The organism is Pseudomonas sediminis, assembly GCF_002741105.1.
In the GTDB taxonomy this organism is placed as follows: domain Bacteria; phylum Pseudomonadota; class Gammaproteobacteria; order Pseudomonadales; family Pseudomonadaceae; genus Aquipseudomonas; species Aquipseudomonas sediminis.
In genome coordinates, this window is the sequence record NZ_NIQU01000001.1 from 255,555 (window position 1) to 279,027 (window position 23,473).

Here is a 23,473-nt window from a genome sequence, read left to right on the forward strand (position 1 = left end):
TACCACCCTACTTCGGCTGCATGCACTTCTATTATCGGTCTAGCCCAGCAAAGCTGGTCTGACCAATCGGCGCAGACAAAAACGGTCGTAACGAAAGTGAAGGGCGGAATTTAGTGGCAGACGTGAGCGTGCTTCTTGCTGAAAGCTCTGGAGTTTTTACAGAAATCTCCGACACGGGGAACTTCCGGCAAACAGCTGTTTCGGCCTTGCGCCGAGAACCTGATCGCTCGATCAGTCCCCGCTGGCCTGGCGAAAAGGCAGATAACTGCGCGCCTCCTCAGCGTAAACCCGCACGCCAGAGCGCTCCTGCTCGAGAAACTCGGCAACCGCAGCATGCAGCCCAGGATGGCAGAGATAATGCCAGGAGCGAGTGATGACCGGCTCGAAACCGCGAATCAGTTTGTGCTCACCCTGCGCGCCAGCATCGAAGCGTTGCAGACCTTCGGCGATGGCCAACTCCATGCCCTGATAGAAGCAGGTTTCAAAATGCAGCCGGTCGAATTCGGCCAGGCAGCCCCAATAGCGGCCATAAAAGGTATCGCCATCGACCAGACTGAAAGCCATCGCCAGCGCACGACCATGCTGCGTGGCGAACACCACCCGAATCATCTCGGGCATGCGTTCGGCCAGCAGGCTGAAAAAGTCCCGTGTCAGATAGGGCGCCTGACCACGCACGTGGTAAGTGTTGGCGTAGCAGTGGTAGACGAAATCCCAGTCCGCCTCGCCCAGCTCATGACCCAGGCGCCTGTCGAATTCAATGCCCTGCCCCGCCACCTGCTCGCGTTCCTTGCGCATCTGCTTGCGTTTGCGCGAACTGAGCGTATCGAGAAAGTCCTGAAAATCACGATAACCACGGTTGTGCCAGTGAAACTGACAACCGATGCGCTCCAACCAGCCTTGCCGCTGCATCAGAACAGTGTCGCAAGCCGGGCTGGTGAAGTTGATATGCAGGCTCGACAAGCCTTCATCGCTCAATTCGGCTGCCAACGCATCGAGCAGCTCGGCAGCCGCACCGGCGTCGCCGAGCAAACGCGTTCCGGTCACCGGAGAGAACGGTACGGCGCCCAGCAGTTTGGGGTAGTAGGCGATGCCGGCGCGTCGGCAGGCGTCAGCCCAGCCGTGATCGAATACGTATTCGCCATAAGAGTGCTGCTTCACATAAGCCGGCAACGCTGCCTGCACCTTGCCGTGCTCATCGCACCAGAGCCGGTGCGAGGGCTGCCAACCACTGCGACCGCCAACGCTGCCGCTGTCCTCCAGCGCACTGAGGAAGGCATGACGCAGGAACGGCTGTTGTTGCGGTAACAGAGCATCCCAGGTCTCTGCCGACACTGCGTGAAGGGAGTCGATGATGGTGACGGACATGAGCTGAGCTCCAGAAGCCAGACTGCAATATATCTCTAACAATGCACCTGCAATATGAGAAGGCCAACCCTTATAACTTTGAGCTCTGTATAGGAGTTAACCATGCAAAAGTCCCTTCTCGCCCTCGGAATCGCGTTATTGCTCGGCAGCGGTACGGCCATCGCCCAGCAGTCGATTACTCATCCTTTTCACGCGACCCAGGCAGAAGATGCACCGAACAACGTACACATGGCGGTGGAAATTCCAGCAGGCAGCTTCACCAAGTACGAGATCAACGAAGAAGGTCTGGTTTTCGTCGACCGCTTCCAGTCCATGCCTGTTGTCTACCCTGCCAACTATGGTTCGCTGTCTCGCACGCTGGGTGGTGACAACGACCCATTGGACGGCCTGGTGCTAACTCGCGAGCCTCTTCATCCAGGCGTGCTGATCAAGTTCCGTCCGATCGGCTATCTGAAGATGATCGACGGCGGTGAAGCGGATGAAAAGATCATTGGCGTGCCCAGCAGCGATATCGATCCGACTTACGACAACATCAAGGACATCGATGACCTACCCTTGATCGAGCGCCAGCGCATCGAGGCTTTTTTCCGCGTTTACAAGCAACTGCCAGAAGGCCGCAAGAAAGTCGAACTCAACGGCTATGGCAGCGCCGCCGAAGCTCGCCAGATGATCCAGATGGCCCTGGACAACTACAAAAAGAACAACTGACAAACCGCGAAAAGGCCCAGCCAAGTGCTGGGCCTTTTCAATCACAGCCTTCAACTTTTCCCGGCCAGAGCCTTCTTGTAGCTGGTGGCGTAGTTCAGCTTGCGGCCGGCCACCTTGTTCAGCTCCTTGCGGTCCATCGACGAATAAACACCCAACTCACGGGCCTTGAATCCACTGCTGCCGACTTCGTCTTCCGGTGCGAGCGCCACCATCTTCTTCGCAGCAATTTCGACCGCATCGCGGTAATCGCCACGGTCACTTAGGTCATATGTATCCAGCGACATCACCGAACGCAGCCAGTTGCCCCAATAGAACTCCAGAAACTCAGGGGCCACTTCGCCAGAACGCGGCTTGTCGTAACCCACCTCGCGAGTGAAGTACACCAGCGCTCGATAGGGGTCGTTGGCCAGATGCTGCAAACCGAGCTGGCTCGGTATCTGTTGAGGATCGATGGCCTGGCCGTTGCCGTCCTTGAGCCAGACCTTGCGCGCCTGCGCCATGCGTTGCCAGAAGCTGGCCATGTCAGCGCTGTCGCTGAAGTTGTCAGTCACCCGCACCCACATGTTCAGGTTTTCGCCGCCCTTGGGATGCTCCACAAGCACGGTGAAAGTGTGATGACCATCGGTAAGGAACAACTTGCCTTCGGGACCAATGACCACGGTTTTCATCTCGCTGCTACGAGCACCGACCTTATCCTGGCAGGTGAAACTTTCCGGTTTCCGCAGGTCGGCGTCACCTGGCACATTGGCACTCTCGCCCTGCCCGTTGGCCTCGCAATATTCGTCGAACAGTTTATTGCGCTCTTGCGCGAAGCGGCCGAGCTTGTAGTAGATCTGGTCATACCCAACCGCAGCCTGGGTCGGGTGCAACGCTTGCAGCGGCACCTGAAGCAACTCACCGGGCTTGGCTGCACTGTAATCCTGGGCCAGGACGGTCGAACTCAGGCCGAGCGCAACCAGTATCAAAGTGATTTGACGCATCGAAACATCTCCAAAGGACTTGGCGATAAAAAAGCCCCGCCATTGGCGGGGCTCAATCAGGAGCAACGGATGAAGGTATTGCTTAGAACACGTACTGCAGGCGACCTACGATTGCCTTGCCGTCATCCTGCACGCTCTTGCCACCCACCTGGTTAGAGGTGTTGATGTTGTCCACCTGATAATCGATGTAGTTCAGGCTGGTACGGACGGACGGAGTAACGAAGTAGTTCACACCCACTACCATGGCCTTGGTCTCGAACTCGTCGTTGACGTCGTCAGCCACGATACCGGCAAGACCCAGGTTGCCCGGAATGGCAGCCGCATCGGAATCGATTGTGGTGCTTTCGTAACGGGCGAAGACTTCCCAGGAACCCTTCATGTTGTCCGGCTTGTCCCACTTGCCGTCAGCGGCCTTGTACTGGCGCACGCCGTTGAACATGTAGGAAACCTGCGCGTAGTAGCCGCTGAGATCAACATCGGACTTCGCACCGGCCAGGGTTTCACCACTGATCTGACGCTGGAAGTACTCAGCCTGAGCACGGAAAGCACCGAACTGAGCACCGGACTCCAGCACCCACTCGACGTCTTTGTCAGCCACGCGCACGTCGCCGAAGGTCAGGCGGAAATCGTTGTCGCTGCGAATACCCATGCGGGTACGGGCACGGGCACGGTTATCGTCGGACTCGCTGTTGTGGTAGTTGGCGGCGAGGTGAATAACGTCGGTGCCGTTGAGGTAAGGAGCCCAGTGAGCGCGCAGGGTGTAGCCGTACAGCTCGTCGTTCTCTTCGCCCTTGTAGTTGTTGTCGCCTTCATAGGTGGCAACTTGGGCCATCAGGCCGTAGTTGTCGCCCGAATGCTTGAAGTTGACGCCGAACTGGGTGTCCTCATCGCCATTGAGGAAATCGTACATGAACGGGCGTTCGATGGCGGTGATCCAGGAAGAACTGGTGGTGTTTTCCAGACCGTAATCGACGCCGAAACGCCCTACGGTGAAGGTACCGATATCCAGACCGGTATAGGCAATGAAAGCGCGGTCGACACTGGTGTCGTCATACTCGTCGTAGCTCAGGCGCAGCCCCCAGTCCCAATCGCTGTAAGCGGTACCTTCCAGGCCAAACTCACCGCGGCGGATGAAGGTATTGAAGGTATCGTCGAACGGCTTGTTCTGGTCGGCAGCCATCAGACCGTCGAACTGAGTGGCATCCCACTGCAGCTTGCCGCTCAGCTTGAAGCTGAACGCCTTGTCGGTGGTAGCGACTTCCAGGCCGCCTTTGGTCTTGATCACGAGGTCGGCGCCGTCAGTGGTGACGGTGCCGGCAAAAGCCTGGGCGGAGACGGCCAGAGCCAGGGCGCTGGCTGCGAAACCGGCGAAGTGCTTACGGATCATCGAGGATTCCCCTGTTGGACTTTAAGTGTTGAAAACACCCGAGCTGTAGGCTCGTTCGTGTTGGGGGGAATCTTGGCGAGGGGTTATTTCAGCGCAGTTGCCGATATATAAAGATTTGATGACAACGGAACTTTTTACTTCCGATACTTATAAGCAGCATCAAGAGGGATGCAACCTTGGCCCCAGCAGGATGATCGAGGCCCCCAACAGACACAGCGCAGCACCCAACCAGTCGCTGAGCATTGGCCGGGTCTTTTCAATCAAGGCCAGCCACACCAGCGAAGCGACGATATAGACACCGCCATAGGCGGCATACGCGCGACCAGCGAAGGAGGCTTCGACGCGGGTCAGAATCAGTGCGAACAGCGCCAGGCTGAGCAGCCCGGGCGCGATCCACCAGGCGCTGCGATCAAGCCGCAGCCACATCCAGAAGGCATAACAGCCGGCGATCTCGAACAGGGCCGCCAACAGAAACCATAGATAGTTGATCATCCTCGCCTCCTAACCGCGCAAAGCGCCTTCGCGCTCCCAGGCGCAACGCACGCGTAGCCCACCTTCCTGCGGACTATGAAAGCCGCTATCGGACTCCCAGCGAAAGGTATGCATGCCGTTGAGTTCGGTTTCCAGATGCACCACCGCGCTGGCCCAGTACAGACGCTTGAGCAGCGCCTCGAAGGCTTCGATCCACAGGTTCCATTCGTACTCGATCGCGCCATAGCTGGCGCCGAAGTGGATCACCTGGGTCTGGTACAAGCCGGCACCGGGTAGATCGCAGAAGGAGAACATTTCACGACCAAGAAACGGCCAGAGCTCACCGGCCGGCAATTCGGCCAGCACGCCATGATTGGTTTCACGGCGCAGGCGACGTTGCTCGGGGTCATCCGAGGGCCAGTCGCGGATGCAGCCATAGACGATGGATTCGGACTCCACACCGGCACTCCTGAAAAAGCAGAACGCCTTCTAACACAGCACGCCTGGGCAAGAAAGGAACTGCTGCCAATTCTTCAGCGAGGCTGACGTCTGCTACGCCCCAGCAACCACGCCACCAGCGTCATCACCAGCGCCAATGCAGTGAGCACTGCAAACGGCAGACGGTAGCTGCCGGACATGTCGCGCGCCAAGCCGGTGAGAATGGGCGTCAGGCAACCCAGGCTGTAACCGGTGAACAGCATCATCGCCGTCCAGCGGCTGACAGCCATCGGCGAGCCGGCTTCGTAGAGCGGTAGCACCAGCGACAGGGCGAAGGAGCCGCCCAGCGAAAAACCCAGGATCACCGCCCACAGTTCCGGAACGAAACGCGGCATAAAGGTGACCATCGCCAGGCAACCGCAGGTGACCGCACCGCAAGCCAACAGTAGCGGATAACGCGCGTTGTAGCGCTGCGCCAGCCAGGGCAGCAGGAACGAGCTGGGCAGCCCCATGAGCATGGCCAGACTAAGCAGCGAGTTGCTGCGCAGCATGCTCAGCCCCGCTTCGTGATAACGCGCCACGGCCCAGGTCGCGATGGCATAGAACAAGCCCGCTTGAATGGCGAAGAAGCAACTGATCAGCCACGCGCGCGGCTGCCGCCAGGGCAGGCCACCGCTTTCCTGCTCATTGGCAGCACCCGCCTGGTTGGGCAGCCACAGCCAGAGCATGACCCCGAACAGCGCAGGTGCAGCCCATACCGCCAGGCCCAGGTGCCAGGCGTCACCGAACAACACGGTGGCCGGCGCGGTGAGCACTGCGCCACCAGCCCCACCAATGGCCATACCCAGTGAATACCAGCCCACCACGCGCCCCATCTGGCTGGCGAAGTGACGCTTGATGAATCCCGACAACAACGGCCCGGCGACCGCGATGGCAGCACCCAGGGCAATGGCGCTGCCGATCAGTACCGCACTTTGGTGCGCGGCCAGACGTGCCAGCAGCGCCAGACCGATCAGCCCAAGGCAGAGCACTATGGTGCGTTCGAGCCCCCAGCGCATGGCCAGGCGCGGCGCCAGCGGTGCGAGCAGGCCCATGCACAACACCGGCAAGGCCGTGGTCAGACTGATGAAGCTGCGACTCAGCGACAGCTCTGCAGCGATGCGTTCGATCAGCGGTGCAAGGGAAGTGATGCCGGGGCGCAAATTGATCGCCGCCAGCACCAGAGCCACTAGCAGCAGGGCCCGAGGGACTGGTTTCACGAGGTATCCGAAGTCATTACGGCAGGCAGGCCGGGGCGGCCACCCTACCCCCGGAGGCCACACCAGGCAAGCCTGCCGGCGAAAATAGCTGACCCTATGGTCAGCTGATCGATTTGACCTTGCCGCGCATTTTTTCGGCCATGCTGGCCATCTCGTCGTACAGCGCCTGCGGATTCTTCTGCTTCAGTGCCCAGGCCATACGGCCCATCTCATGCGGCAGAATCAGGAAGCTGCCCTTGGCCACTTCGTCATGAATGTAAGTAGCGATATCTGCTGCGCTGATCGGCGAGCTTTCCAGCAGCTTGCCGACCTGGGCCTTCATCGCCGGAGTAGGGCCACGGAAGGAGTCCAGCAGGTTGGTTTGGAAGAAGGATGGGCAGACCACGTGCACGCCGATCTCCAGTTGACGCAGCTCTACCAGCAGACTTTCCGACAGCGCCACCACACCGGCCTTGGCGACGTTGTAGTTGCTCATGCCCGGCCCCTGCATCAGGGCCGCCATCGAGGCGATGTTGACGATCTTGCCCTTACTCTTTTCCAGCAGCGGCAGGAATGCCTTGCAACCCTTGACCACGCCCATCAGATTGATCGAGATCTGCCAGTCCCAGTCCTCCAGCGACAGCTCGCTGAAAAAGCCGCCAGAGGCGACACCGGCGTTGTTGACGATGATGTCGATACCACCGAACTGCTCCTCGCAGGCCTGCGCCAGAGCGGTCAGCTGGCTGTAGTCACGCACGTCGCAGCGTCGGGTGAAGCCATCACCGCCAGCCTCACGGACCAGTTTCAATGTTTCCGCCAGGCCGGCCTCGTTGACGTCGGCCAGCGCCAGTCGCCAGCCCTCGCGTGCCCAACGCAGGGCAATTTCGCGTCCCAGGCCGGAGCCCGCGCCAGTGATCATCATGCGGTTTTGCATAGCAGCCCTGCCTTCAATGTTTGGTTGCAATGATTGGCAGTGTAGCGAAGGCAATAAAGCACCCGCGCCTTCATCAGACTTATGAATAGGCAGGGCAAATCGCGATCAAGCCTTGTTGCGCCAGCGCCAGATCAGCCAGCCGTATACGGTCAGGTTGACCAACACCACGATCGCGCCCAGATAGAGCTGGATCTTTGGCGTGAGCCCGGCCGGATAGATCAGCGGTATCAGGTAATGCTCGATAAAGCCGCCGTCATAGCCAGCCTGCCCGGCCGCGCGGCGTAACTGGTTTTCCCAGGGCGTCAGCGGACAACCCAGATGCAAACACTCCACCACGATGCCCCAGACCACTGCAGGTATATGCAGCCAGATCAGACGCGGCCAGCGCAGCAGCAACAAGCCACCCAGTAGCACGAACAGGATGAAACCCAGGTGCACCAGCACCAGGGCATCGGCAGCCATGCGCCAAAGCATTGCGGCTCAGTCCACCACGAACAGGCGTGCGCCAGACATCGTCGATGAACGATGAGCCTCGGCCCCATCCGCCACCTGATAACTCATACCAGGCTTGAGCACGAATACCCGACCATCCTCAAGCTCGGTGGTCAGCTCTCCCTCCAGGCACAACAGCACATGCCCTTTCCGGCACCAATGGTCGGCCAGGTAGCCCGGCGAATACTCGACCATGCGCACACGCAGCGCACCGAACTGGCAAGTACGCCAACGTGCAACGCCACGCTCACCCGGATGCTCGGTCGCTGGTATAGCAGCCCAGTCCGTTACGCCAAAGGGAATATCACTGATCTGCATCGCCCAACTCCACCGAAAGAGAGCGCCACCTTAACGCAGACACCCCGAGGCAAAATAAATAGAAAGAGACTCTCTAGGAACAAAAATTAATTGACCAACACTATCAAGACCATGCAAAGGCCACATTTCCCGACACTGACGAACAGGACTAGCCTCTCTTACATGAAGAAATGATTCTCAACGAGGTGCATCATGCTCAAGACCCTGACCTTCACCATCATGCACTTCTGCATCGCCTTCGCCGTCACCTACGCCCTGACTGGCAGTGTCGCAGCCAGCGGCATGGTGGCGGCCATCGAGCCCCTGTGCAACTCGGTGGGCTTCTACTTTCACGAGAAGGTCTGGCAGCGTTTCGAACGCCGTCGTCAGCCTGCGGCAGAGCGCCCAAAGCATGCCTGGCTGCACCACCACGCCTGAATGAAAAAGCCTGAAGTCAGTCGTCGCGCGCCTCTGGTGGAGGCTACGCATGTTTCCTTGAGATAAGGCAGGATAGTCTGGCACTTTGCCCCGCTTGCTGCTGTCATAAGCCAGCTGCTCAACCCAGACGTTCTCTTATTCAAAGGGACTTAATACATGCCCAGCCTTGCCCGACTCGCCGCCTTGCTCGGCGGCCTGGTCTTCTGTGCTTCCGCGATGGCCGCCGACGTGGATGCCGAAAGCTACGGCTACCCACTGGCCAACCCTTTCGAGGCGACCATCGCCACCACGCCGCCGGAGCTGCGCCCGACGCTGCCGGCCGATGGCGACATCCGGCAACGCGACTACTCGGTACGCCTGCGCCCGGATCGTGAGTTTGAATTGCTGGACAACTTCTGGCCAGTGACCAAGCTGCGTTACCGCCTGGCCCAGCAGAACGGTCGTGCGCCGCTGATTTTCATCATCTCCGGCACCGGCGCGCACTACGCCAGCGGCACCACCGAGTACCTGAAGAAGCTGTTCTACGGCGCTGGTTTCCATGTCGTGCAGCTGTCGTCACCGACCAGCTACGACTTCATGGCAGCTGCCTCGCGCTCGGCCACGCCAGGCTACAGCCCGGATGATGCCGACGATCTGTACCGCGCCATGCAGGCCGTGCGTGCTCAGCATCCAAAGCTGGAGGTCAGCGAGTTCCTGCTGACCGGCTACAGCCTGGGGGCGCTGCATGCCGCCTTCGTCAGCCAGTTGGACGAAACCCGGCGTGCCTTCGATTTCAAACGCGTGCTGCTGCTCAACCCGCCGGTCAATCTCTACACCTCTGTCAGCAACCTGGACAAGCTGGTGCAGACCAAGGTGCAAGGCATCGACAACAGCACCAATTTCTATGACCTGGTGCTGGGCAAGCTGACTCGCTACTTCAACGACAAGGGCTACCTCGATATCAACGAGGCCATGCTCTACGACTTCCAGCAATCCAAGGAAAAACTCTCCGACGAGCAGATGGCGATGCTGATCGGCACCTCGTTCCGCTTCTCGTCGGCTGATATCGTCTTCACTTCGGACCTGCTCAACCGCCGTGGCCTGATCACTCCGCGCGACTACCGCATCACCGAGAGCACCAGCCTCACGCCGTTCTTCCAGATGGCTCTGCGCTGCGACTTCGACTGCTACATCGCCGAACAACTGATGCCCATGTGGCGTGCGCGCTATGACGGCGGCAGCCTCAACCAGTTGATCGACAAGAGCAGCCTCTACGCCCTGGAGGACTACCTCAAAGGCAGCGACAAGGTCTCGGTGATGCACAATGCCGACGACCTGATCCTCGGCCCGGGCGATATCGGCTTCCTGCGCCGCACCTTCGGCGACCGCCTGACCCTTTACCCGCGTGGCGGGCACTGCGGCAACCTCAACTATCGCGTCAACAGCGACGCCATGCTGGAGTTCTTCCGTGGTTAAGCACAGCACTCTTATCCTCGCCCTGCTGCTGGCCAGCGGGCAGACACTGGCCGAAGGCCAGGTCGACGCAGACGGCTTCACCAATCCGCTGCAGAACCTGCAATTCAACCCTGGGTTGGATCAACAAGAGTTCGAACGCGCCTCCAGCGACGCCCTGCAGGTCTATGACCCACTGGAGTCGTGGAACCGCCGCGTCTACCACTTCAACTACCGTTTCGATCAGTGGGTGTTCCTGCCCGTGGTCGACGGCTACCGCTACGTCACGCCCAATCTGGTGCAGACCGGCGTGCACAACTTCTTCAACAACCTCGGCGAGATTCCCACGCTGGTCAACAGCGTGCTGCAGCTCAAGGGCAAGCGGGCGATGAATAGCACCGCTCGCTTGCTGTTCAACACCATCCTCGGGGTGGGCGGCGTCTGGGACCCAGCGACGAAGATGGGCCTGCCGCGTCTGAGCGAAGACTTCGGCCAGACGCTGGGTTACTACGGCGTGCCTGCCGGCCCGTACCTGATGCTGCCGCTGCTCGGCCCGTCGAACCTGCGTGACACAGGTGGCCTGGTGGCAGACTACAGCCTGGAGAATGCGGTCAACTACCTCGATGTGGCCGACGCCAGCCGCAGCAACCCAGGCATTACCGTGCTGCGCGTGGTCGATACCCGCGCCAACACTGGTTTCCGCTACGGCCAGCTGAACACGCCATTCGAGTACGAGAAGCTGCGCTTCTTCTATCACGAGTCGCGCAAGTTGAAGATTGCCGACTGAGCCAGGGTTATGCATCGACTTTATCGATGCATAACCCGTAAATTTTCCACCCAAATATCGATTCAATGCGACTAGCATGGCGTCATTCCTACCTTTCAAGGAGCTCGCCATGACCTCGCAACGCCGCGTCATCAGCATCCAGCCCGGCCAACCTGCCTCCGACGGCGCCGGTGTGCGCCTCAACCGCGTGATCGGCGGCCCCGGCCTGGAGCGCTTCGATCCGTTTCTGATGCTCGACGAGTTTTCCACCGACAATCCCGACGACTACATCGCCGGCTTCCCGCCGCACCCGCATCGTGGCTTCGAGACCATCACTTACATGCTCGAGGGGCGCATGCGCCATGAGGATCACCTGGGCAACGTCGGTCTGCTCGGCAGCGGCGGCGTGCAGTGGATGACAGCTGCGCGCGGCATCATCCACAGCGAGATGCCCGAGCAGGAGTCCGGTGCTATGCGCGGCTTCCAGCTGTGGCTCAACCTGCCAGCAAAGGACAAGCTGGGCGAAGCGGGCTATCGCGACATTCCAGCCAGCGAGATCCCGCGGATCAACACAGCGTCCGGTGCCGAGGTGGTGGTGATCGCCGGTGAGTTCGATGACGGCGAGACCCGCCAGGCCGGCGCCGTGCAACGCCCGCATACCCAGCCCCAGCTGTTCGACCTGAACCTGCCAGCCGGCAGCCAGGTTTCACCGCGCCTGGCCGATGGTCAGCGGGTGATGCTCTACGTCTACCAGGGTTTGCTGGAGCTGCCTGGGGCCAGCGCTCAACCGGTCAGTGCCGGGCACCTGGTGCGCCTGTCCGACGAGGGTGAGCTGCACCTGGCCAGCGCCCAGGGTGCGCGAGTGCTGCTGATCGCCGGCACACCGCTGAACGAGCCCATCGTCCAGTACGGGCCGTTCGTGATGAACAGCCGCGAGGAAATCGAGCAGGCATTGCGTGATTTTCGCGATGGTGTACTGGCCTGAGCTGAATCAGGCGGACTGGACGACCTCGGTCAAGCCGAGAAAACGGCAGAGGTCGGCCTTGCGCGTCATCGCGTCCTGGTAGCCTAGTTCGATCAGTTCACTGCAATAGCCAGGCTCGAACAGCAGATAACTGAGCACGCCCGCCCCACCCGCCTTGGTCGCACCCGGCCCGCGCAGAAACAGTCGCAGCGCCCTGGGCAGCTCACGCTGATGGCGCGCGGCAATCTGATCCAGCGGCTGGCTCGGAGCGATCACCAGCACATCCACCGGATTCAAACCCAGGTTGCGCGGACGCCGCTCCGGCGGCACCAGCGCGCTCATCTGGTTGAGTCGTTCGAGCAGCTCGATATCGGTTTCCAGGTTGTCGATGAAGGTGCTGTTGAGCATATGCCCACCGATCTGCGCCAGGCTCGGCGGACGGTTGGCAGGGTTGACCGGAGCAGGCACTTGCGGATCACCGTGCGCGTTGCCGCTGACGCCAATCACCAGCACGCGGCTGGCGCCAAGGTGCAGCGCGGGGCTGATCGGGGCTGCCTGGCGCACCGCACCGTCACCGAAATATTCGCGGTTGATCTTTACCGGCGGGAAGATCAGCGGGATCGACGCGCTAGCCAGCAGGTGGTCGAGTTGCAACCGCGTCGGCACACCCACACGGCGGTGGCGGAACCAGGGGTCGATGGTGGCGCGGCCTTGGTAGAAGGTCATTGCCTGACCGCTTTCGTAGCCGAAGGCCGTCACCGCCACGGCACGCAGCTGGCGATGACGCACCGCCGCCGCGATACCGGAGAAATCCAGCTCGCGCTCCAGCAACTCGCGCAATGGCGAACTGTCGAGCAAGGCCACCGGCACATCGCGCCCCAGACCAAGCAAGCTGTGTCCAACGAAGCGTGCCGCCTGGCGAAGCACGCCCGGCCAGTCGCTGCGGTACACCATGTGGGTATGAAAGCCCTGCCAGACCGAGGTCAGGCGCCGTACCGCCTCGCCGAACTGCAGCGCGCCACAGGCCAGGCTGACGGCATTGATCGCCCCGGCAGAGGTGCCAACTATCACAGGAAAGGGGTTGTGCGAGGCGTCCGGCAACAGGTCGGCAATGGCCGACAGCACACCCACCTGATAGGCCGCCCGTGCCCCACCACCAGAGAGGATCAACCCGGTAACGGGCGCATCGGGACGAGCAATCACGGTCATCAGGCGATCCTGTTTTTCGTTGCAGTATAGATGGACTACGCGCGCTTTCCGTACAGCTTCGGCTCGCCCTCGGGACGCGTCTTGAAGCGACGGTGCGCCCACAGGTACTGCTCCGGACAGGTGCTGATCGCCTGCTCGACCCACTGGTTGATACGCAGGCAATCGGCCTCTTCGCTTTCACCCGGGAAGCCTTCGAGCGGCGGATGGATCACCAGGCGATAACCGCTGCCATCGGCCAAACGCTGCTGAGTGAACGGCACCACACGCGCCTTGCCCAGGCGAGCGAACTTGGTAGTGGCGGTAACCGTCGCCGCCTGGATGCCGAACAACGGCACGAAAATGCTCTGCTTGCGACCGTAATCCTGATCCGGCGCATACCAGATGGCGCGACCGGCACGCAGCACCTTGAGCATCGCTCGAATATCCTCGCGCTCGATGGCGGTGGCATCGAGGTTATGGCGCTCGCGGCCACGACGCTGGATGAAGTCGAACAATGGGTTGTCGTGCTCGCGGTACATGCCGTCGATGGTGTGCAACTGGCCGAGCAGCGCGGCACCGATCTCCAGGGTGGTGAAGTGCACCGCCATGAGGATCACGCCCTGCCCTTCGGCTTGCGCCTGCTGCAGATGCTCGAGGCCTTCGACGTGCGCCAGGCGAGCCAGGCGCGCCTTGGGCCACCACCAACTCATGGCCATCTCGAAGAAGGCGATGCCGGTGGAAGCGAAGTTTTCCTTGAGCAAACGCTCGCGCTCAGCGGTGCTCTTGCCAGGAAAGCACAGCTCCAGATTGCGCGCAGCGATCTGCCGACGCGAGCTGGCCGTGCGGTACATCAGCCAGCCCAGTGCCCGCCCCAGTCTCAACTGCAAGCCATAAGGCAACTGCACCACCAGCCACAGCAGCCCAAAGCCAAGCCACAGCGGCCAGAAGCGCGGATGAAGAAAATAGGCGCGAAAGCGGGGGCGATCCATGAAAGGTTTCCGATCACTTACAAAGCCGCGCATTCTAACGCAGTTTGCCCGACCGGCTCGCTGGCATCACAGCCGTCAGAGCAGGTCACGACAGCGAATCGACAGCCAAGCTTTCACCTCGACCCTGCCTGGCTGACGCACGTGGCTTGCGGCATGCGGGCTATCTCGTTATAAGTCCGGGCATCTTTCGACTCGCCAGAAGGCCCATCGCACCACCATGAGCCAAGCCGACCTCCTCGCCCAAGACCCCGTATTCCAGCTCAAGGGCAGTATGCTCGCCATCACCGTGATGGAACTGGCGCACAACGACCTCGAACGCCTCGACGCGCAACTGACGGAAAAAGTCGCCCAGGCCCCGGCCTTCTTCAGCAACACGCCGCTGGTGCTGGCGCTGGACAAATTGCCGGAGGGCGAAGGCGAGCTGGACCTGGCCGAGCTGATGGCCGTCTGCCGCCGCCACGGCCTGCGTACCCTGGCCATCCGCGCCTCACGTGAAAGCGACGTTGCCGCGGCCGAAGCCATGGATCTGCCAGTCCTGCCGCCATCCGGCGCACGCGAACGCCCTCTCGATCCTGCGCCGAAAAAAATCGAAGAAAAGTCCGCCGAACCCGAGCACAAACCCAGCCGCATCATCACTAGCCCGGTGCGCGGCGGGCAGCAGGTCTATGCCCAGGGTGGCGATCTGATCGTGCTGGCGCCGGTCAGCGCCGGGGCGGAACTTCTCGCCGATGGCAACATCCATGTTTACGCGCCCATGCGCGGCCGCGCTCTGGCGGGCATCAAGGGCAACACCAAGGCACGGATTTTCTGTCAGCAAATGGGCGCCGAAATGCTGTCGATCGCCGGCCATTACAAGGTCGCCGAAGACCTGCGCCGCGACCCGCTGTGGGGCGATGCGATACAGGTCAGTCTGTCGGGTGACGTGTTGAACATCACCCGCCTTTAACGGATACTTCCGCCACTTTTTACGGACACAAAAAGGGCATCTGGAAGCCTCGAATGGCCTCAGATTCCCGCGTTTTTTAATTTTTTGGGGTGAATCACCTTGGCCAAGATCCTCGTAGTCACTTCCGGCAAAGGTGGCGTCGGTAAAACCACCACCAGCGCTGCCATCGGTACCGGTCTCGCCCTGCGCGGCCACAAGACCGTCATCGTCGACTTCGACGTCGGCCTGCGTAACCTCGACCTGATCATGGGCTGCGAACGCCGCGTGGTGTACGACTTCGTCAACGTCGTCAACGGCGAAGCCACCCTGACCCAGGCCCTGATCAAGGACAAGCGCCTCGAGAACCTCTACGTGCTGGCCGCCAGCCAGACCCGTGACAAGGACGCCCTGACCCTGGAAGGCGTCGAGAAGGTCATCTCCGAGCTGTCGCAGAATTTCGAATACGTGGTCTGCGACTCGCCGGCCGGTATCGAGAAGGGTGCACACCTGGCGATGTATTTCGCCGACGAAGCCATCGTCGTGACCAACCCGGAAGTGTCCTCAGTACGTGACTCCGACCGCATGCTCGGCCTGCTGGCGAGCAAGTCGCGCCGCGCCGAGAAAGGCGAAGAGCCGATCAAGGAACACCTGCTGCTGACCCGCTACAACCCCGAGCGAGTCACCAAGGGCGAAATGCTCGGCGTCGAAGACGTCGAGGAAATCCTCGCCATCCGCCTGCTCGGCGTGATCCCCGAATCCCAGGCCGTGCTCAAGGCATCCAACCAGGGCATCCCGGTCATCCTCGATGACCAAAGCGATGCCGGCCAGGCCTACAGCGACGCTGTTGATCGCCTGCTTGGCAAGGAAGTCGCGCACCGCTTCCTGGATGTGAAGAAGCAGGGCTTCCTGCAGCGCCTGTTTGGAGGTCGAGAATGAATATTTTTGACTTCTTGCGTTCGCGCAAGAAGGAAACCACCGCATCCATCGCCAAAGAGCGCCTGCAGATCATCGTTGCCCACGAACGCGGCCAGCGTACTCAGCCGGACTACCTGCCTGCCCTGCAGCAGGAGTTGGTGGAAGTGATCCGCAAGTACGTCAACATCGACTCTGACCAGGTACAGGTTGCACTGGAAAACCAGGGCAGCTGCTCGATTCTGGAGTTGAACATCACTCTGCCGGATCGTTAATCGAGTCCAGTTGCGCTCACGGCGGCTTCGGCCGCCGTGTTTATTTGTAGCAACACGCACCTGTAGGAGCGGATTCATCCGCGAAGCTTCTTCAGGCAAACAGCATCGCGGATAAATCCTCTCCTACACCAGCCCACACACCATGCCGCTTAGCCAAATCGAAATTCTCCACCAGGACGCCGCCTTGCTGGTGATCAACAAGCCCACCCTGCTGCTGTCGGTGCCCGGCCGCGCCGATGACAACAAGGATTGCCTGGTCACCCGCCTGCAGGAAAACGGCTACCCCGAGGCGCGCATCGTCCATCGGCTGGACTGGGAAACCTCCGGCATCATCGTCCTGGCTCGCGATGCCGACAGCCACCGCGAGCTGTCGCGCCAGTTCCACGACCGCGAAACCGAGAAAGCCTACACCGCCCTGTGCTGGGGCCAGCCGCAGGCCGACAGCGGTAGTATCGATCTACCGCTGCGCTATGACCCACCGACCAAGCCACGCCATGTCGTCGACCATGAACAGGGTAAACACGCCCTGACCCACTGGCGCATCATCGAGCGCTGCGGCGACTGGTGCCGGGTCGAGCTCACGCCCATCACCGGACGCTCGCACCAGTTGCGCGTGCATATGCTGTCCATCGGTCATCCGCTGCTGGGCGATCGTCTCTACGCCCATGGGCAGGCCCTGGCCGCGCATGAGCGCCTGTGCCTGCACGCCAGCATGCTCGCCCTCACTCACCCGCAAACGGGCGAGCGCCTGCGCTTCGAGTGCCCAGCGCCGTTCTGATAGCTCCCGCCCCCACGCCCCGTAGGGTACGCAATGCGCACCAGCAAAGGCGACGGGGCGATCTCAGACCGCAAACGCACAGCGCACCCTACCCGCGGATAGTCTGAAACTATCGCCCCCAAACAAGTGCGCAGCCGGCACAGCGCGATGCAAATTGGTTACACTCGCGCCATCGTTGCCCGGAGTCCCTATGCGCGAAGAACTGATCCAAGGCTTGCTCGATTTTCTCAACGCCTCGCCGACGCCTTTCCATGCCACCACCAGCCTGGCCATGCGCCTGGAAGCCGCGGGTTACCGCCATCTAGACGAACGCGCGCCCTGGCAGACCGAAGCCGGCGGCCGTTACTACGTGACCCGCAACGACTCCTCGATCATCGCTTTCAAGCTGGGCAAGCGCCCGGCCGTCGATGGCGGCATTCGCCTGGTCGGTGCCCATACCGACAGCCCCTGCCTGCGCGTCAAGCCAAATCCGGAACTACAGCGCCAGGGCTTCTTCCAACTCGGCGTGGAAGTCTACGGCGGCGCCCTGCTCGCCCCCTGGTTCGACCGCGACCTGTCGCTGGCTGGCCGCGTGACCTACCGCCGCGACGGCAAGGTCGAAAGCCAACTGATCGACTTCTACCAGCCCATCGCCGTGATCCCCAGCCTGGCCATTCACCTCAATCGTGAAGCCAACCAGGGCTGGGCGATCAACCCGCAGAACGAACTGCCGCCGATCTTGGCCCAACTCGCCAGCAGTGAAACCGCCGATTTCCGCGCCCTGCTCGCCGAGCAGTTGGCCATGGAGCACGACTTCAACCCGGACGCGGTGCTGGACTACGAACTGAGCTTCTATGACACCCAGAGCGCTGCCATCGTCGGCCTCAACCAGGATTTCATTGCCAGCGCCCGCCTGGACAACCTACTGTCCTGTTACGCCGGCCTGCAGGCACTGATCGAGTCCGATGACGAGGAAACCTGCGTACTGGTCTGCACCGACCACGAAGAAGTCGGCTCCTGCTCCGCCTGTGGCGCCGACGGCCCCTTCCTCGAACAGGTGCTGCGCCGCGTACTACCTGGCGGCGATGCTTTCGTTCGCACTATCCAGCGCTCGCTGCTGGTGTCGGCGGACAACGCTCACGGCGTACACCCCAACTACGCTGACAAGCACGACGGCAACCACGGGCCCAAGCTCAACGCTGGCCCGGTGATCAAGATCAACAGCAACCAGCGCTACGCCACCAACAGCGAGACCGCCGGTTTCTTCCGCCACCTGTGCCTGGAAAACGAAGTGCCGGTGCAGAGTTTCGTGGTGCGCAGCGACATGGGCTGCGGCTCCACCATTGGTCCGATCACCGCCAGCCAGCTCGGCGTGCGCACGGTCGACATCGGCCTGCCCACCTTCGCCATGCACTCGATCCGCGAACTGGCCGGCAGCCATGATCTGGATCACCTGGTGAAAGTGCTGACCGCCTTCTATTCCAGCCCTGAACTCCCTTGAGGTTCTGAGACGCGATGATCGAACATATCCGCAACAGCCTGCAGGAAGCCCAGCGCGCGCTGGAGGCCTTCCTCGCCAACGAGCAGACCCTGGGCAACATCCAGAAGGCCGCTGAACTGCTGGTCGAGAGTTTCGAGAACAAGGGCAAGGCCTTTTCCTGCGGTAATGGCGGCTCGATGTGCGACGCCATGCACTTCGCCGAGGAACTGACCGGGCGCTACCGCAAGAACCGTCCCGGCATCGCCGCCGTGTCGATCAGCGACCCCAGCCATATCAGTTGTGTGGCCAACGACTTCGGCTACGACTTCATCTTCTCGCGCTACATCGAGTCCCATGGCCGCGCAGGAGACGTGTTGATCGCCATCAGCACCAGCGGCAAGAGCCCGAACGTGGTCAAGGCCGCCGAAGCGGCCAAGACGCTGGGCGTGAAGGTGATCGCCCTGACCGGCAAGCCCGGCTCACTGCTGGAAAGCCTGGCCGACGTGTGCATCTGTGCCCCGGGCGGCGACTTCGCAGACCGTGTGCAGGAGCTGCACATCAAGACCCTGCACATCCTCATCGAGCTGATCGAGCGCAAGCTGAGCCCGCAGAACTACGCCTGAGCCCGCCAGCGTTGCTCGCTAGCGGTCGATCACCTGCCCGCGCATCGGCGCCAGCCGTGCTAGCAGCCGGTTCTGCGCCGGCGTCGGCACGCCCTCGGCGTTCATCGCGTCCTGCAGGTGCTCGACCAGGGCATTGAAGTCGCTCGGGGTCAGCCGCAACCCCTTGTGACTCTCCTCCATGCTGTCGCCGGTGTAGACGCAGGGGCCGCCACTCTCGAAGCACAGCTGCTCGATCAGCTTCGCCCGCAAACGCTCGATGTCGATGTTGAGAAAGTGCCGGGCAATGCGAGGGTCGCGCGCGGAGTCCAGCAGCATGCCTTCGACGATCCGCACGATACCGGGCTCCTCGCCCAAGGCGCGGTACAGGCCATCATCACGTGGGGGCTGCTGGGCGCAGGCAACCAGCAGCAGAGACAAGCAGAACAACACCAGGCGCATGCTCAGAAACTCCCCTGCACAGACAGATAGACGCCGTCCTGGTTATCCAGCGTGGCGATCTCGCCGAGCCGCGCATAGGCCAGCACCAGCGCCAGATTCTTGTTCGGAAAGTAACCCACGAACAGATCGGCCCAATCACTTTCACCAGCGAAGCTCAGGTTATCGGGCTTCTCCCGGTACTCGATGCCCACCGCCCAGTGCCGATCCAGCAGCACTGCAACCGAGCCTTCCTTGAGCCAGGAATGACGATCGCGGCGGTCGCCGCCGAAGCCTAACAGGCCCAACTCATTGGCCCGGCTATATCGTAGGTTGGCATTGAGCAGCAGGTTGTAGCCGAAGGCACCCCCGAGGATCAGCCGGCTGGCCGCCAAGTAGCCCTCGGTGTCCTCGCGGCGCTGCGCGCCAACCAGGCTGGGTACCAGAAAATCGCGCTGGCGCTTGTGCTGCAGGCCGAGGGAAATCTGCGGCAACCGATCGTAGATCAGATCACCAGCCAGGCGCACTTTAAGACCGAGCGTGTCCATACTGAGGCTGTTGTCTGGCAGATTCAGGTCGCGCGCCAGGGTACCGAGGTCGAAGCGCTGGCGCGCGTAGGACAGCTCAATCCGGTTACCGTAGGCCGCGGCCACGCCGGCCACGTCGAGGCGGTAGTCACCGGTCTCGACGCGGGTGGCGAACACGTCCGCCCCCCATTCGCCGCGCTCGCCATATCCTGCCAGCACCGCCCAGGGCATGATGCCGCCCCCGGCAGCGCCCTCCAGGCTGGTCGCACCGCCAGTAGCCAGCAGGCGGCCTTCGCCAGCCAGCAACTCGCTACAGAAAAACAGTCCCAGCAGATAAACGAACCGCATACGTCAGTGCACCTCGGCCTGGGGGAAACGATAGGGTTGCGCCAACCAGACCTCGAAGGCCTCTGCGGCCAGTGGGCGGCTGATCAGGTAGCCCTGCGCGGTATCGCAGTGCCAGCGCTGCAACAAGCTCAGGCTGGGCGCCAGTTCGACGCCTTCGGCCACCACCTTCAGGCCCAGACTGTGGCTCATTTCGATGGTCGAGCGCACTATCACCGAGTCTTCACTGTTATCGTCCAGCTCGCGCACGAAACTCTGGTCGATCTTCAGCTCCTGCACCGGCATGCGTTTGAGCTGCGCCAGTGAGGAATAGCCGGTTCCAAAATCATCCACTGACAAGCCGATGCCGCAGCGGCGCAAGCCGTGCAGCACCTCCAGCGCACGCTCGGGATTGAGCATCACACCGCTCTCCGTTATCTCGAAGATCAGTTGCTCCGGTGCAACCTGGTATCGCGCAAGTAGCGCGTCAACCCGCGCTGGCAGAGCAGTGTCGAGTAGGTCCTCGGTGGAAATGTTCAGCGAAACCTGTACCCAGACCCCGCGTCCATCCCATTCATGCAGTTGGCGCATGACCTCCTCGATGACCCAGGTGGTAAGTAACTGGATACTGCCGGTACGCTCGGCCAATGGGATAAATTCACCGGGCGAGACCATGCCCAAGTGCGGATGCTGCCAGCGCAACAAGGCCTCGGCCTGGCGTACGCGACCGTCGCGAATATCCAGTTTGGGCTGGTAGTGCAACAGTAGTTGCCCCTGCTCGGCAGCGTGGCGCAAATCGCGGATCAGGCGGATCTGCCGCTGCTGGGCGGCGTCGCGCCCTTGCTGATAGATCTGCAGGCGCCCGGAGTGCTGGGCGGCATCCTGCATGGCGATGCGTGCACGGCGCAGCAGATCGTCCGGCGTGTCACCGTCAGCCGGGTAAGCAGCGATACCCATGCGACAGTCCAGGGCGACATCTTGGGTGCCGATGCGCAGTGGCTTGAGCAGCAGTTGCTGCAGACGGTCGGCACTGGCCACTGCACTGCTGCCGTCGCAGTGCTCCAGCAGCACGAGGAATTCGTCGCCCAGCAGGCGCGCCAAGCTGTCTCCAGGGCGCAGGGTCGCTTGCAGGCGCCGCGACAACTGCTGCAAGACGAAGTCGCCGCCGCTCTGGCCACAGCTCTCGTTTATCGCGGCGAAGTTGCCCACCCCCAGATACAGCAGGGCGATCGGTCGCCCGGCTGTGATCGCGCTGCCCAGCCGTTCCAGCGCCAGGGTGCGATTGGGCAAACCGGTCAAGGCGTCGTGCAGGGCGTTGTGCGCCAGCTGTCGCTCACGCTCGGCAATGCCCCGCTGCATGTCATTGACGGCCAGAGCCAGCACGCCCAGTTCGTCGCTACGGACCAGCGTCACCGGTTGCTGATAGTCGCCACGGCCAATGCGCTGGGCGGCATCGGCCAGCTCGCGCACCGGCCGCGAAACACTACGCGCCAACACCAGCGCACCGACCAGCGAGGCAAGCATGGCCCCCAAGCTGATCAACAGGATGCGACGATCAAGCGGTGCGAACGCCGCTTCGGCTTCACCAAGGGACCGGTGTAGCAGCGCTTCGATCCGATAGCCAGGGCCACTGGCGAGTTGCAGGTGCTGACTCAGGTAGTGCTCGATGTCGTCATCAACGTGCTGCGGCATCGCACCTACCGCCTCCACGTGCGTTTCCAACAGCCTCTGGGCGCTGTTCGGCAGGGTACTGACCCAGGTAGGTGCGGTGCCATCGCGACGAGCCACCACGCTGAGTTCCAGATGAGTCAACTCACGTATTTGCAGAGCGAACGCACGATCCACGGCAAAACCCATCAGCAGCCGGGCGATCGGCAGCGGCGCACTCACCGTAGCATCCACCAGCAGGTATATCTGCTCGCCGATGGGCAGCAGGAACAGTCGTGGGCCGTCGCGCCGCGGCTGTTGCAACTGACGGCCAAGTCTTGCCAAAGCCTCTGCATCAATGTCCAGGCCGGTGCTGACCTGCAAGCTACCATCGAGGCCTAGCAAGAACACCGCGCTGGCATTGATCCGCGCCCCCTGATTGACCAAAGCCGAGCGGATGGTCGGCACATCACCGCTGGCCACCGCGTCCTTGAATCCGAAATCAGCTGCCAAAACCTGGGCAGCTTGCTGCAACTGATCGCTGCGCTGCGCCAGCAATTGCCCGAAGACCCGACTACCAACGTTCAGCTGCTCCTGTGCCTGAGCGCGCACTGCAACATTGGTGGCCGCCTTGACTGCGACGTAGAGGGCGCCGATCACCACCAGCAGGAGCAGGATCAGGACACCGGCTATGCGCGCCTGGAAGCTACTTCGCAGCATCTTCGGCAGCTTTCCTGAACGCCTCACCGAACGCGCTCGGTGCCGGCGGCGCGGGCTGCTCGGCAGGGCCGGGGCTACCCAGGACAAAACGCTGACTCGACACGCGAGCATCGAACTGTATCTCGCCAGCAACCTGAGGCAGCAAATCCGGGTTGCCAGGGTGCCACAGGGTCACGACGTAGCGCCCAGCCGGCAGGTCCGCAATAACAGCACGGCCGTCGTCGTCGCTGACGGCGAACCAGGGATCATCCGTGACGTAGATGTAACCGAGCATCCAGTCATGGATATTGCAGCCAAGCACCACCAGTCCGGGCTTGTCGAACAGCACCGGCTCGCTCGGCGTGCCCTGGTAAAGGCGCAGCTCGAAACGCTTGGCCGGTGAAAAGGAATAGACCTGGTGACGGATATCATCACTGTTGGGAAAAGACACGGATGTGCCAGTGCGCACCGCCAGCACATGAGGTTGGAACTGCTGATTGCGCTGGTCCATTTGCACCGGCAGCGGTGCACGGGGCGAGTCCGCCAGACCACGCAGCGTGATTACTGCATCACCCAGAGGCTCACCGGCAGCGTCCACCAGTTCGGCCTGAAACGCCGAGGCATACGCCGAGCTGACCATAGTCAGGGCAGCAAACAGAGCAAGAGAGAACAGGCGGGAATTGCACACAGTCATACGCTTACCTTGGCCCGAGCTTGAGGCCGGACGCTCACAGGATTACATGCCGTCCTGGCAACCGAGTTTGTCGTACTGGAGGCATAGCCTAGCTGGCCAGCGGCCAACCG

At 61.6% G+C, this 23,473-nt stretch carries 26 protein-coding genes; 11 read left to right on the forward strand and 15 right to left on the reverse strand.

Annotated elements, in window-relative coordinates:
• Positions 1–231: 231 nt before the first annotated feature.
• Positions 232–1,365 (reverse strand): GNAT family N-acetyltransferase, encoded by a 1,134-nt coding sequence (locus CDO35_RS01305; RefSeq protein WP_099522220.1) that lies wholly within the window; start codon positions 1,363–1,365, stop codon positions 232–234.
• A gap of 102 nt (positions 1,366–1,467) precedes the next feature.
• Between CDO35_RS01305 and CDO35_RS01310 the strand changes: the two genes are divergently transcribed.
• Positions 1,468–2,073 carry an inorganic diphosphatase gene (locus CDO35_RS01310; protein WP_099522221.1) on the forward strand — a complete coding sequence of 202 codons (606 nt, stop codon included), beginning with the start codon at positions 1,468–1,470 and terminating at the stop codon, positions 2,071–2,073.
• A gap of 50 nt (positions 2,074–2,123) precedes the next feature.
• On the opposite strand, the gene CDO35_RS01315 is transcribed toward CDO35_RS01310, so the two are convergent.
• The 8 genes from CDO35_RS01315 to CDO35_RS01350 form a co-directional block, all read right to left on the reverse strand.
• Entirely contained in the window at positions 2,124–3,053 is a 930-nt protein-coding gene (locus CDO35_RS01315) for a ParB/Srx family N-terminal domain-containing protein (RefSeq protein ID WP_099522222.1), read from the reverse strand.
• An 82-nt stretch (positions 3,054–3,135) separates the two neighbouring features.
• A complete protein-coding gene (locus tag CDO35_RS01320; protein WP_099522223.1) occupies positions 3,136–4,440 on the reverse strand; it encodes an OprO/OprP family phosphate-selective porin in 1,305 nt (434 codons plus the stop codon).
• 159 nt (positions 4,441–4,599) lie between these two features.
• Entirely contained in the window at positions 4,600–4,932 is a 333-nt protein-coding gene (locus CDO35_RS01325; RefSeq protein WP_099522224.1) for a YnfA family protein, read from the reverse strand.
• 9 nt (positions 4,933–4,941) lie between these two features.
• Positions 4,942–5,370: a hypothetical protein gene (locus tag CDO35_RS01330; protein WP_017677982.1), complete on the reverse strand. Its 429-nt coding sequence runs from the start codon at positions 5,368–5,370 to the stop codon at positions 4,942–4,944.
• 74 nt (positions 5,371–5,444) lie between these two features.
• A complete protein-coding gene (locus CDO35_RS01335) occupies positions 5,445–6,608 on the reverse strand; it encodes an MFS transporter (RefSeq protein ID WP_099522225.1) in 1,164 nt (387 codons plus the stop codon).
• Between the two features lie 100 nt (positions 6,609–6,708).
• Positions 6,709–7,521 (reverse strand): SDR family oxidoreductase, encoded by an 813-nt coding sequence (locus CDO35_RS01340; RefSeq protein ID WP_017677984.1) that lies wholly within the window; start codon positions 7,519–7,521, stop codon positions 6,709–6,711.
• A gap of 105 nt (positions 7,522–7,626) precedes the next feature.
• Complete coding sequence (locus tag CDO35_RS01345) at positions 7,627–7,995, reverse strand: DUF2784 domain-containing protein (protein ID WP_099522226.1); 369 nt, start codon at positions 7,993–7,995, stop codon at positions 7,627–7,629.
• A 6-nt stretch (positions 7,996–8,001) separates the two neighbouring features.
• A complete protein-coding gene (locus CDO35_RS01350; RefSeq protein WP_017677986.1) occupies positions 8,002–8,331 on the reverse strand; it encodes a DHCW motif cupin fold protein in 330 nt (109 codons plus the stop codon).
• Positions 8,332–8,523: 192 nt separating this feature from the next.
• Here CDO35_RS01350 and CDO35_RS01355 point away from each other — a divergent pair, with 192 nt between their 5' ends.
• The 4 genes from CDO35_RS01355 (at position 8,524) to CDO35_RS01370 (ending at position 11,930) form a co-directional block, all read left to right on the forward strand.
• Positions 8,524–8,748 carry a DUF2061 domain-containing protein gene (locus tag CDO35_RS01355; RefSeq protein WP_099522227.1) on the forward strand — a complete coding sequence of 75 codons (225 nt, stop codon included), beginning with the start codon at positions 8,524–8,526 and terminating at the stop codon, positions 8,746–8,748.
• A gap of 156 nt (positions 8,749–8,904) precedes the next feature.
• Positions 8,905–10,203, forward strand: a complete 1,299-nt coding sequence (locus tag CDO35_RS01360) for an alpha/beta fold hydrolase family protein (RefSeq protein ID WP_017677988.1) — start codon at positions 8,905–8,907, stop codon at positions 10,201–10,203.
• Positions 10,196–10,966 (forward strand): MlaA family lipoprotein, encoded by a 771-nt coding sequence (locus CDO35_RS01365; protein ID WP_099522228.1) that lies wholly within the window; start codon positions 10,196–10,198, stop codon positions 10,964–10,966. The genes CDO35_RS01360 and CDO35_RS01365 overlap by 8 nt, the downstream gene beginning before the upstream one ends.
• A 109-nt stretch (positions 10,967–11,075) precedes the next feature.
• On the forward strand, positions 11,076–11,930 hold the full coding sequence (locus CDO35_RS01370) for a pirin family protein (RefSeq protein ID WP_099522229.1): 855 nt from the start codon (positions 11,076–11,078) through the stop codon (positions 11,928–11,930).
• 6 nt (positions 11,931–11,936) lie between these two features.
• On the opposite strand, the gene CDO35_RS01375 is transcribed toward CDO35_RS01370, so the two are convergent.
• On the reverse strand, positions 11,937–13,118 hold the full coding sequence (locus tag CDO35_RS01375) for a patatin-like phospholipase family protein (protein WP_099522230.1): 1,182 nt from the start codon (positions 13,116–13,118) through the stop codon (positions 11,937–11,939).
• Between the two features lie 35 nt (positions 13,119–13,153).
• Positions 13,154–14,086: a lipid A biosynthesis lauroyl acyltransferase gene (locus CDO35_RS01380; RefSeq protein ID WP_099522231.1), complete on the reverse strand. Its 933-nt coding sequence runs from the start codon at positions 14,084–14,086 to the stop codon at positions 13,154–13,156.
• Positions 14,087–14,303: 217 nt separating this feature from the next.
• Here CDO35_RS01380 and minC point away from each other — a divergent pair, with 217 nt between their 5' ends.
• The 6 genes from minC (at position 14,304) to lpcA (ending at position 19,058) form a co-directional block, all read left to right on the forward strand.
• Entirely contained in the window at positions 14,304–15,032 is a 729-nt protein-coding gene (gene minC / locus CDO35_RS01385; RefSeq protein ID WP_099522232.1) for a septum site-determining protein MinC, read from the forward strand.
• 99 nt (positions 15,033–15,131) lie between these two features.
• Positions 15,132–15,947: a septum site-determining protein MinD gene (minD, locus tag CDO35_RS01390; protein WP_037003648.1), complete on the forward strand. Its 816-nt coding sequence runs from the start codon at positions 15,132–15,134 to the stop codon at positions 15,945–15,947.
• Complete coding sequence (minE, locus tag CDO35_RS01395; protein WP_004423407.1) at positions 15,944–16,198, forward strand: cell division topological specificity factor MinE; 255 nt, start codon at positions 15,944–15,946, stop codon at positions 16,196–16,198. Before minD ends, minE begins: the two co-directional genes overlap by 4 nt.
• Before the next feature lie 142 nt (positions 16,199–16,340).
• Entirely contained in the window at positions 16,341–16,976 is a 636-nt protein-coding gene (locus tag CDO35_RS01400; RefSeq protein WP_099522233.1) for an RluA family pseudouridine synthase, read from the forward strand.
• A 190-nt stretch (positions 16,977–17,166) separates the two neighbouring features.
• On the forward strand, positions 17,167–18,456 hold the full coding sequence (locus tag CDO35_RS01405) for a M18 family aminopeptidase (protein ID WP_099522234.1): 1,290 nt from the start codon (positions 17,167–17,169) through the stop codon (positions 18,454–18,456).
• A 14-nt stretch (positions 18,457–18,470) separates the two neighbouring features.
• A complete protein-coding gene (lpcA, locus tag CDO35_RS01410; protein WP_037003644.1) occupies positions 18,471–19,058 on the forward strand; it encodes a D-sedoheptulose 7-phosphate isomerase in 588 nt (195 codons plus the stop codon).
• A gap of 18 nt (positions 19,059–19,076) precedes the next feature.
• Here the strand turns inward: lpcA and CDO35_RS01415 are convergent, their stop codons facing one another.
• From CDO35_RS01415 to CDO35_RS01430, 4 genes are read right to left on the reverse strand one after another with little or no spacing between them, the layout of a single operon-like run.
• Positions 19,077–19,496, reverse strand: a complete 420-nt coding sequence (locus tag CDO35_RS01415; RefSeq protein ID WP_099522235.1) for a group I truncated hemoglobin — start codon at positions 19,494–19,496, stop codon at positions 19,077–19,079.
• A 2-nt stretch (positions 19,497–19,498) separates the two neighbouring features.
• A complete protein-coding gene (locus tag CDO35_RS01420; protein ID WP_099522236.1) occupies positions 19,499–20,347 on the reverse strand; it encodes a DUF3034 family protein in 849 nt (282 codons plus the stop codon).
• A gap of 3 nt (positions 20,348–20,350) precedes the next feature.
• A complete protein-coding gene (locus tag CDO35_RS01425) occupies positions 20,351–22,690 on the reverse strand; it encodes a putative bifunctional diguanylate cyclase/phosphodiesterase (RefSeq protein WP_099522237.1) in 2,340 nt (779 codons plus the stop codon).
• Complete coding sequence (locus tag CDO35_RS01430; RefSeq protein WP_099522238.1) at positions 22,677–23,363, reverse strand: hypothetical protein; 687 nt, start codon at positions 23,361–23,363, stop codon at positions 22,677–22,679. Before CDO35_RS01430 ends, CDO35_RS01425 begins: the two co-directional genes overlap by 14 nt.
• Positions 23,364–23,473: the final 110 nt, after the last annotated feature.

Coding starts and splice junctions, on each gene's coding strand:
- CDO35_RS01400 (WP_099522233.1), top strand. CDS start 16,341: ATGCCGCTTAGCCAAATCGAAATTCTCCACCAGGACGCCGCCTTGCTG.
- CDO35_RS01325 (WP_099522224.1), bottom strand. CDS start 4,932: ATGATCAACTATCTATGGTTTCTGTTGGCGGCCCTGTTCGAGATCGCC.
- CDO35_RS01320 (WP_099522223.1), bottom strand. CDS start 4,440: ATGATCCGTAAGCACTTCGCCGGTTTCGCAGCCAGCGCCCTGGCTCTG.
- minE (WP_004423407.1), top strand. CDS start 15,944: ATGAATATTTTTGACTTCTTGCGTTCGCGCAAGAAGGAAACCACCGCA.
- CDO35_RS01315 (WP_099522222.1), bottom strand. CDS start 3,053: ATGCGTCAAATCACTTTGATACTGGTTGCGCTCGGCCTGAGTTCGACC.
- CDO35_RS01420 (WP_099522236.1), bottom strand. CDS start 20,347: ATGCGGTTCGTTTATCTGCTGGGACTGTTTTTCTGTAGCGAGTTGCTG.
- CDO35_RS01415 (WP_099522235.1), bottom strand. CDS start 19,496: ATGCGCCTGGTGTTGTTCTGCTTGTCTCTGCTGCTGGTTGCCTGCGCC.
- CDO35_RS01405 (WP_099522234.1), top strand. CDS start 17,167: ATGCGCGAAGAACTGATCCAAGGCTTGCTCGATTTTCTCAACGCCTCG.
- CDO35_RS01430 (WP_099522238.1), bottom strand. CDS start 23,363: ATGACTGTGTGCAATTCCCGCCTGTTCTCTCTTGCTCTGTTTGCTGCC.
- CDO35_RS01345 (WP_099522226.1), bottom strand. CDS start 7,995: ATGCTTTGGCGCATGGCTGCCGATGCCCTGGTGCTGGTGCACCTGGGT.
- CDO35_RS01305 (WP_099522220.1), bottom strand. CDS start 1,365: ATGTCCGTCACCATCATCGACTCCCTTCACGCAGTGTCGGCAGAGACC.
- CDO35_RS01360 (WP_017677988.1), top strand. CDS start 8,905: ATGCCCAGCCTTGCCCGACTCGCCGCCTTGCTCGGCGGCCTGGTCTTC.
- CDO35_RS01425 (WP_099522237.1), bottom strand. CDS start 22,690: ATGCTGCGAAGTAGCTTCCAGGCGCGCATAGCCGGTGTCCTGATCCTG.
- CDO35_RS01375 (WP_099522230.1), bottom strand. CDS start 13,118: ATGACCGTGATTGCTCGTCCCGATGCGCCCGTTACCGGGTTGATCCTC.
- CDO35_RS01380 (WP_099522231.1), bottom strand. CDS start 14,086: ATGGATCGCCCCCGCTTTCGCGCCTATTTTCTTCATCCGCGCTTCTGG.
- CDO35_RS01340 (WP_017677984.1), bottom strand. CDS start 7,521: ATGCAAAACCGCATGATGATCACTGGCGCGGGCTCCGGCCTGGGACGC.
- CDO35_RS01355 (WP_099522227.1), top strand. CDS start 8,524: ATGCTCAAGACCCTGACCTTCACCATCATGCACTTCTGCATCGCCTTC.
- CDO35_RS01350 (WP_017677986.1), bottom strand. CDS start 8,331: ATGCAGATCAGTGATATTCCCTTTGGCGTAACGGACTGGGCTGCTATA.
- CDO35_RS01370 (WP_099522229.1), top strand. CDS start 11,076: ATGACCTCGCAACGCCGCGTCATCAGCATCCAGCCCGGCCAACCTGCC.
- minC (WP_099522232.1), top strand. CDS start 14,304: ATGAGCCAAGCCGACCTCCTCGCCCAAGACCCCGTATTCCAGCTCAAG.
- lpcA (WP_037003644.1), top strand. CDS start 18,471: ATGATCGAACATATCCGCAACAGCCTGCAGGAAGCCCAGCGCGCGCTG.
- CDO35_RS01310 (WP_099522221.1), top strand. CDS start 1,468: ATGCAAAAGTCCCTTCTCGCCCTCGGAATCGCGTTATTGCTCGGCAGC.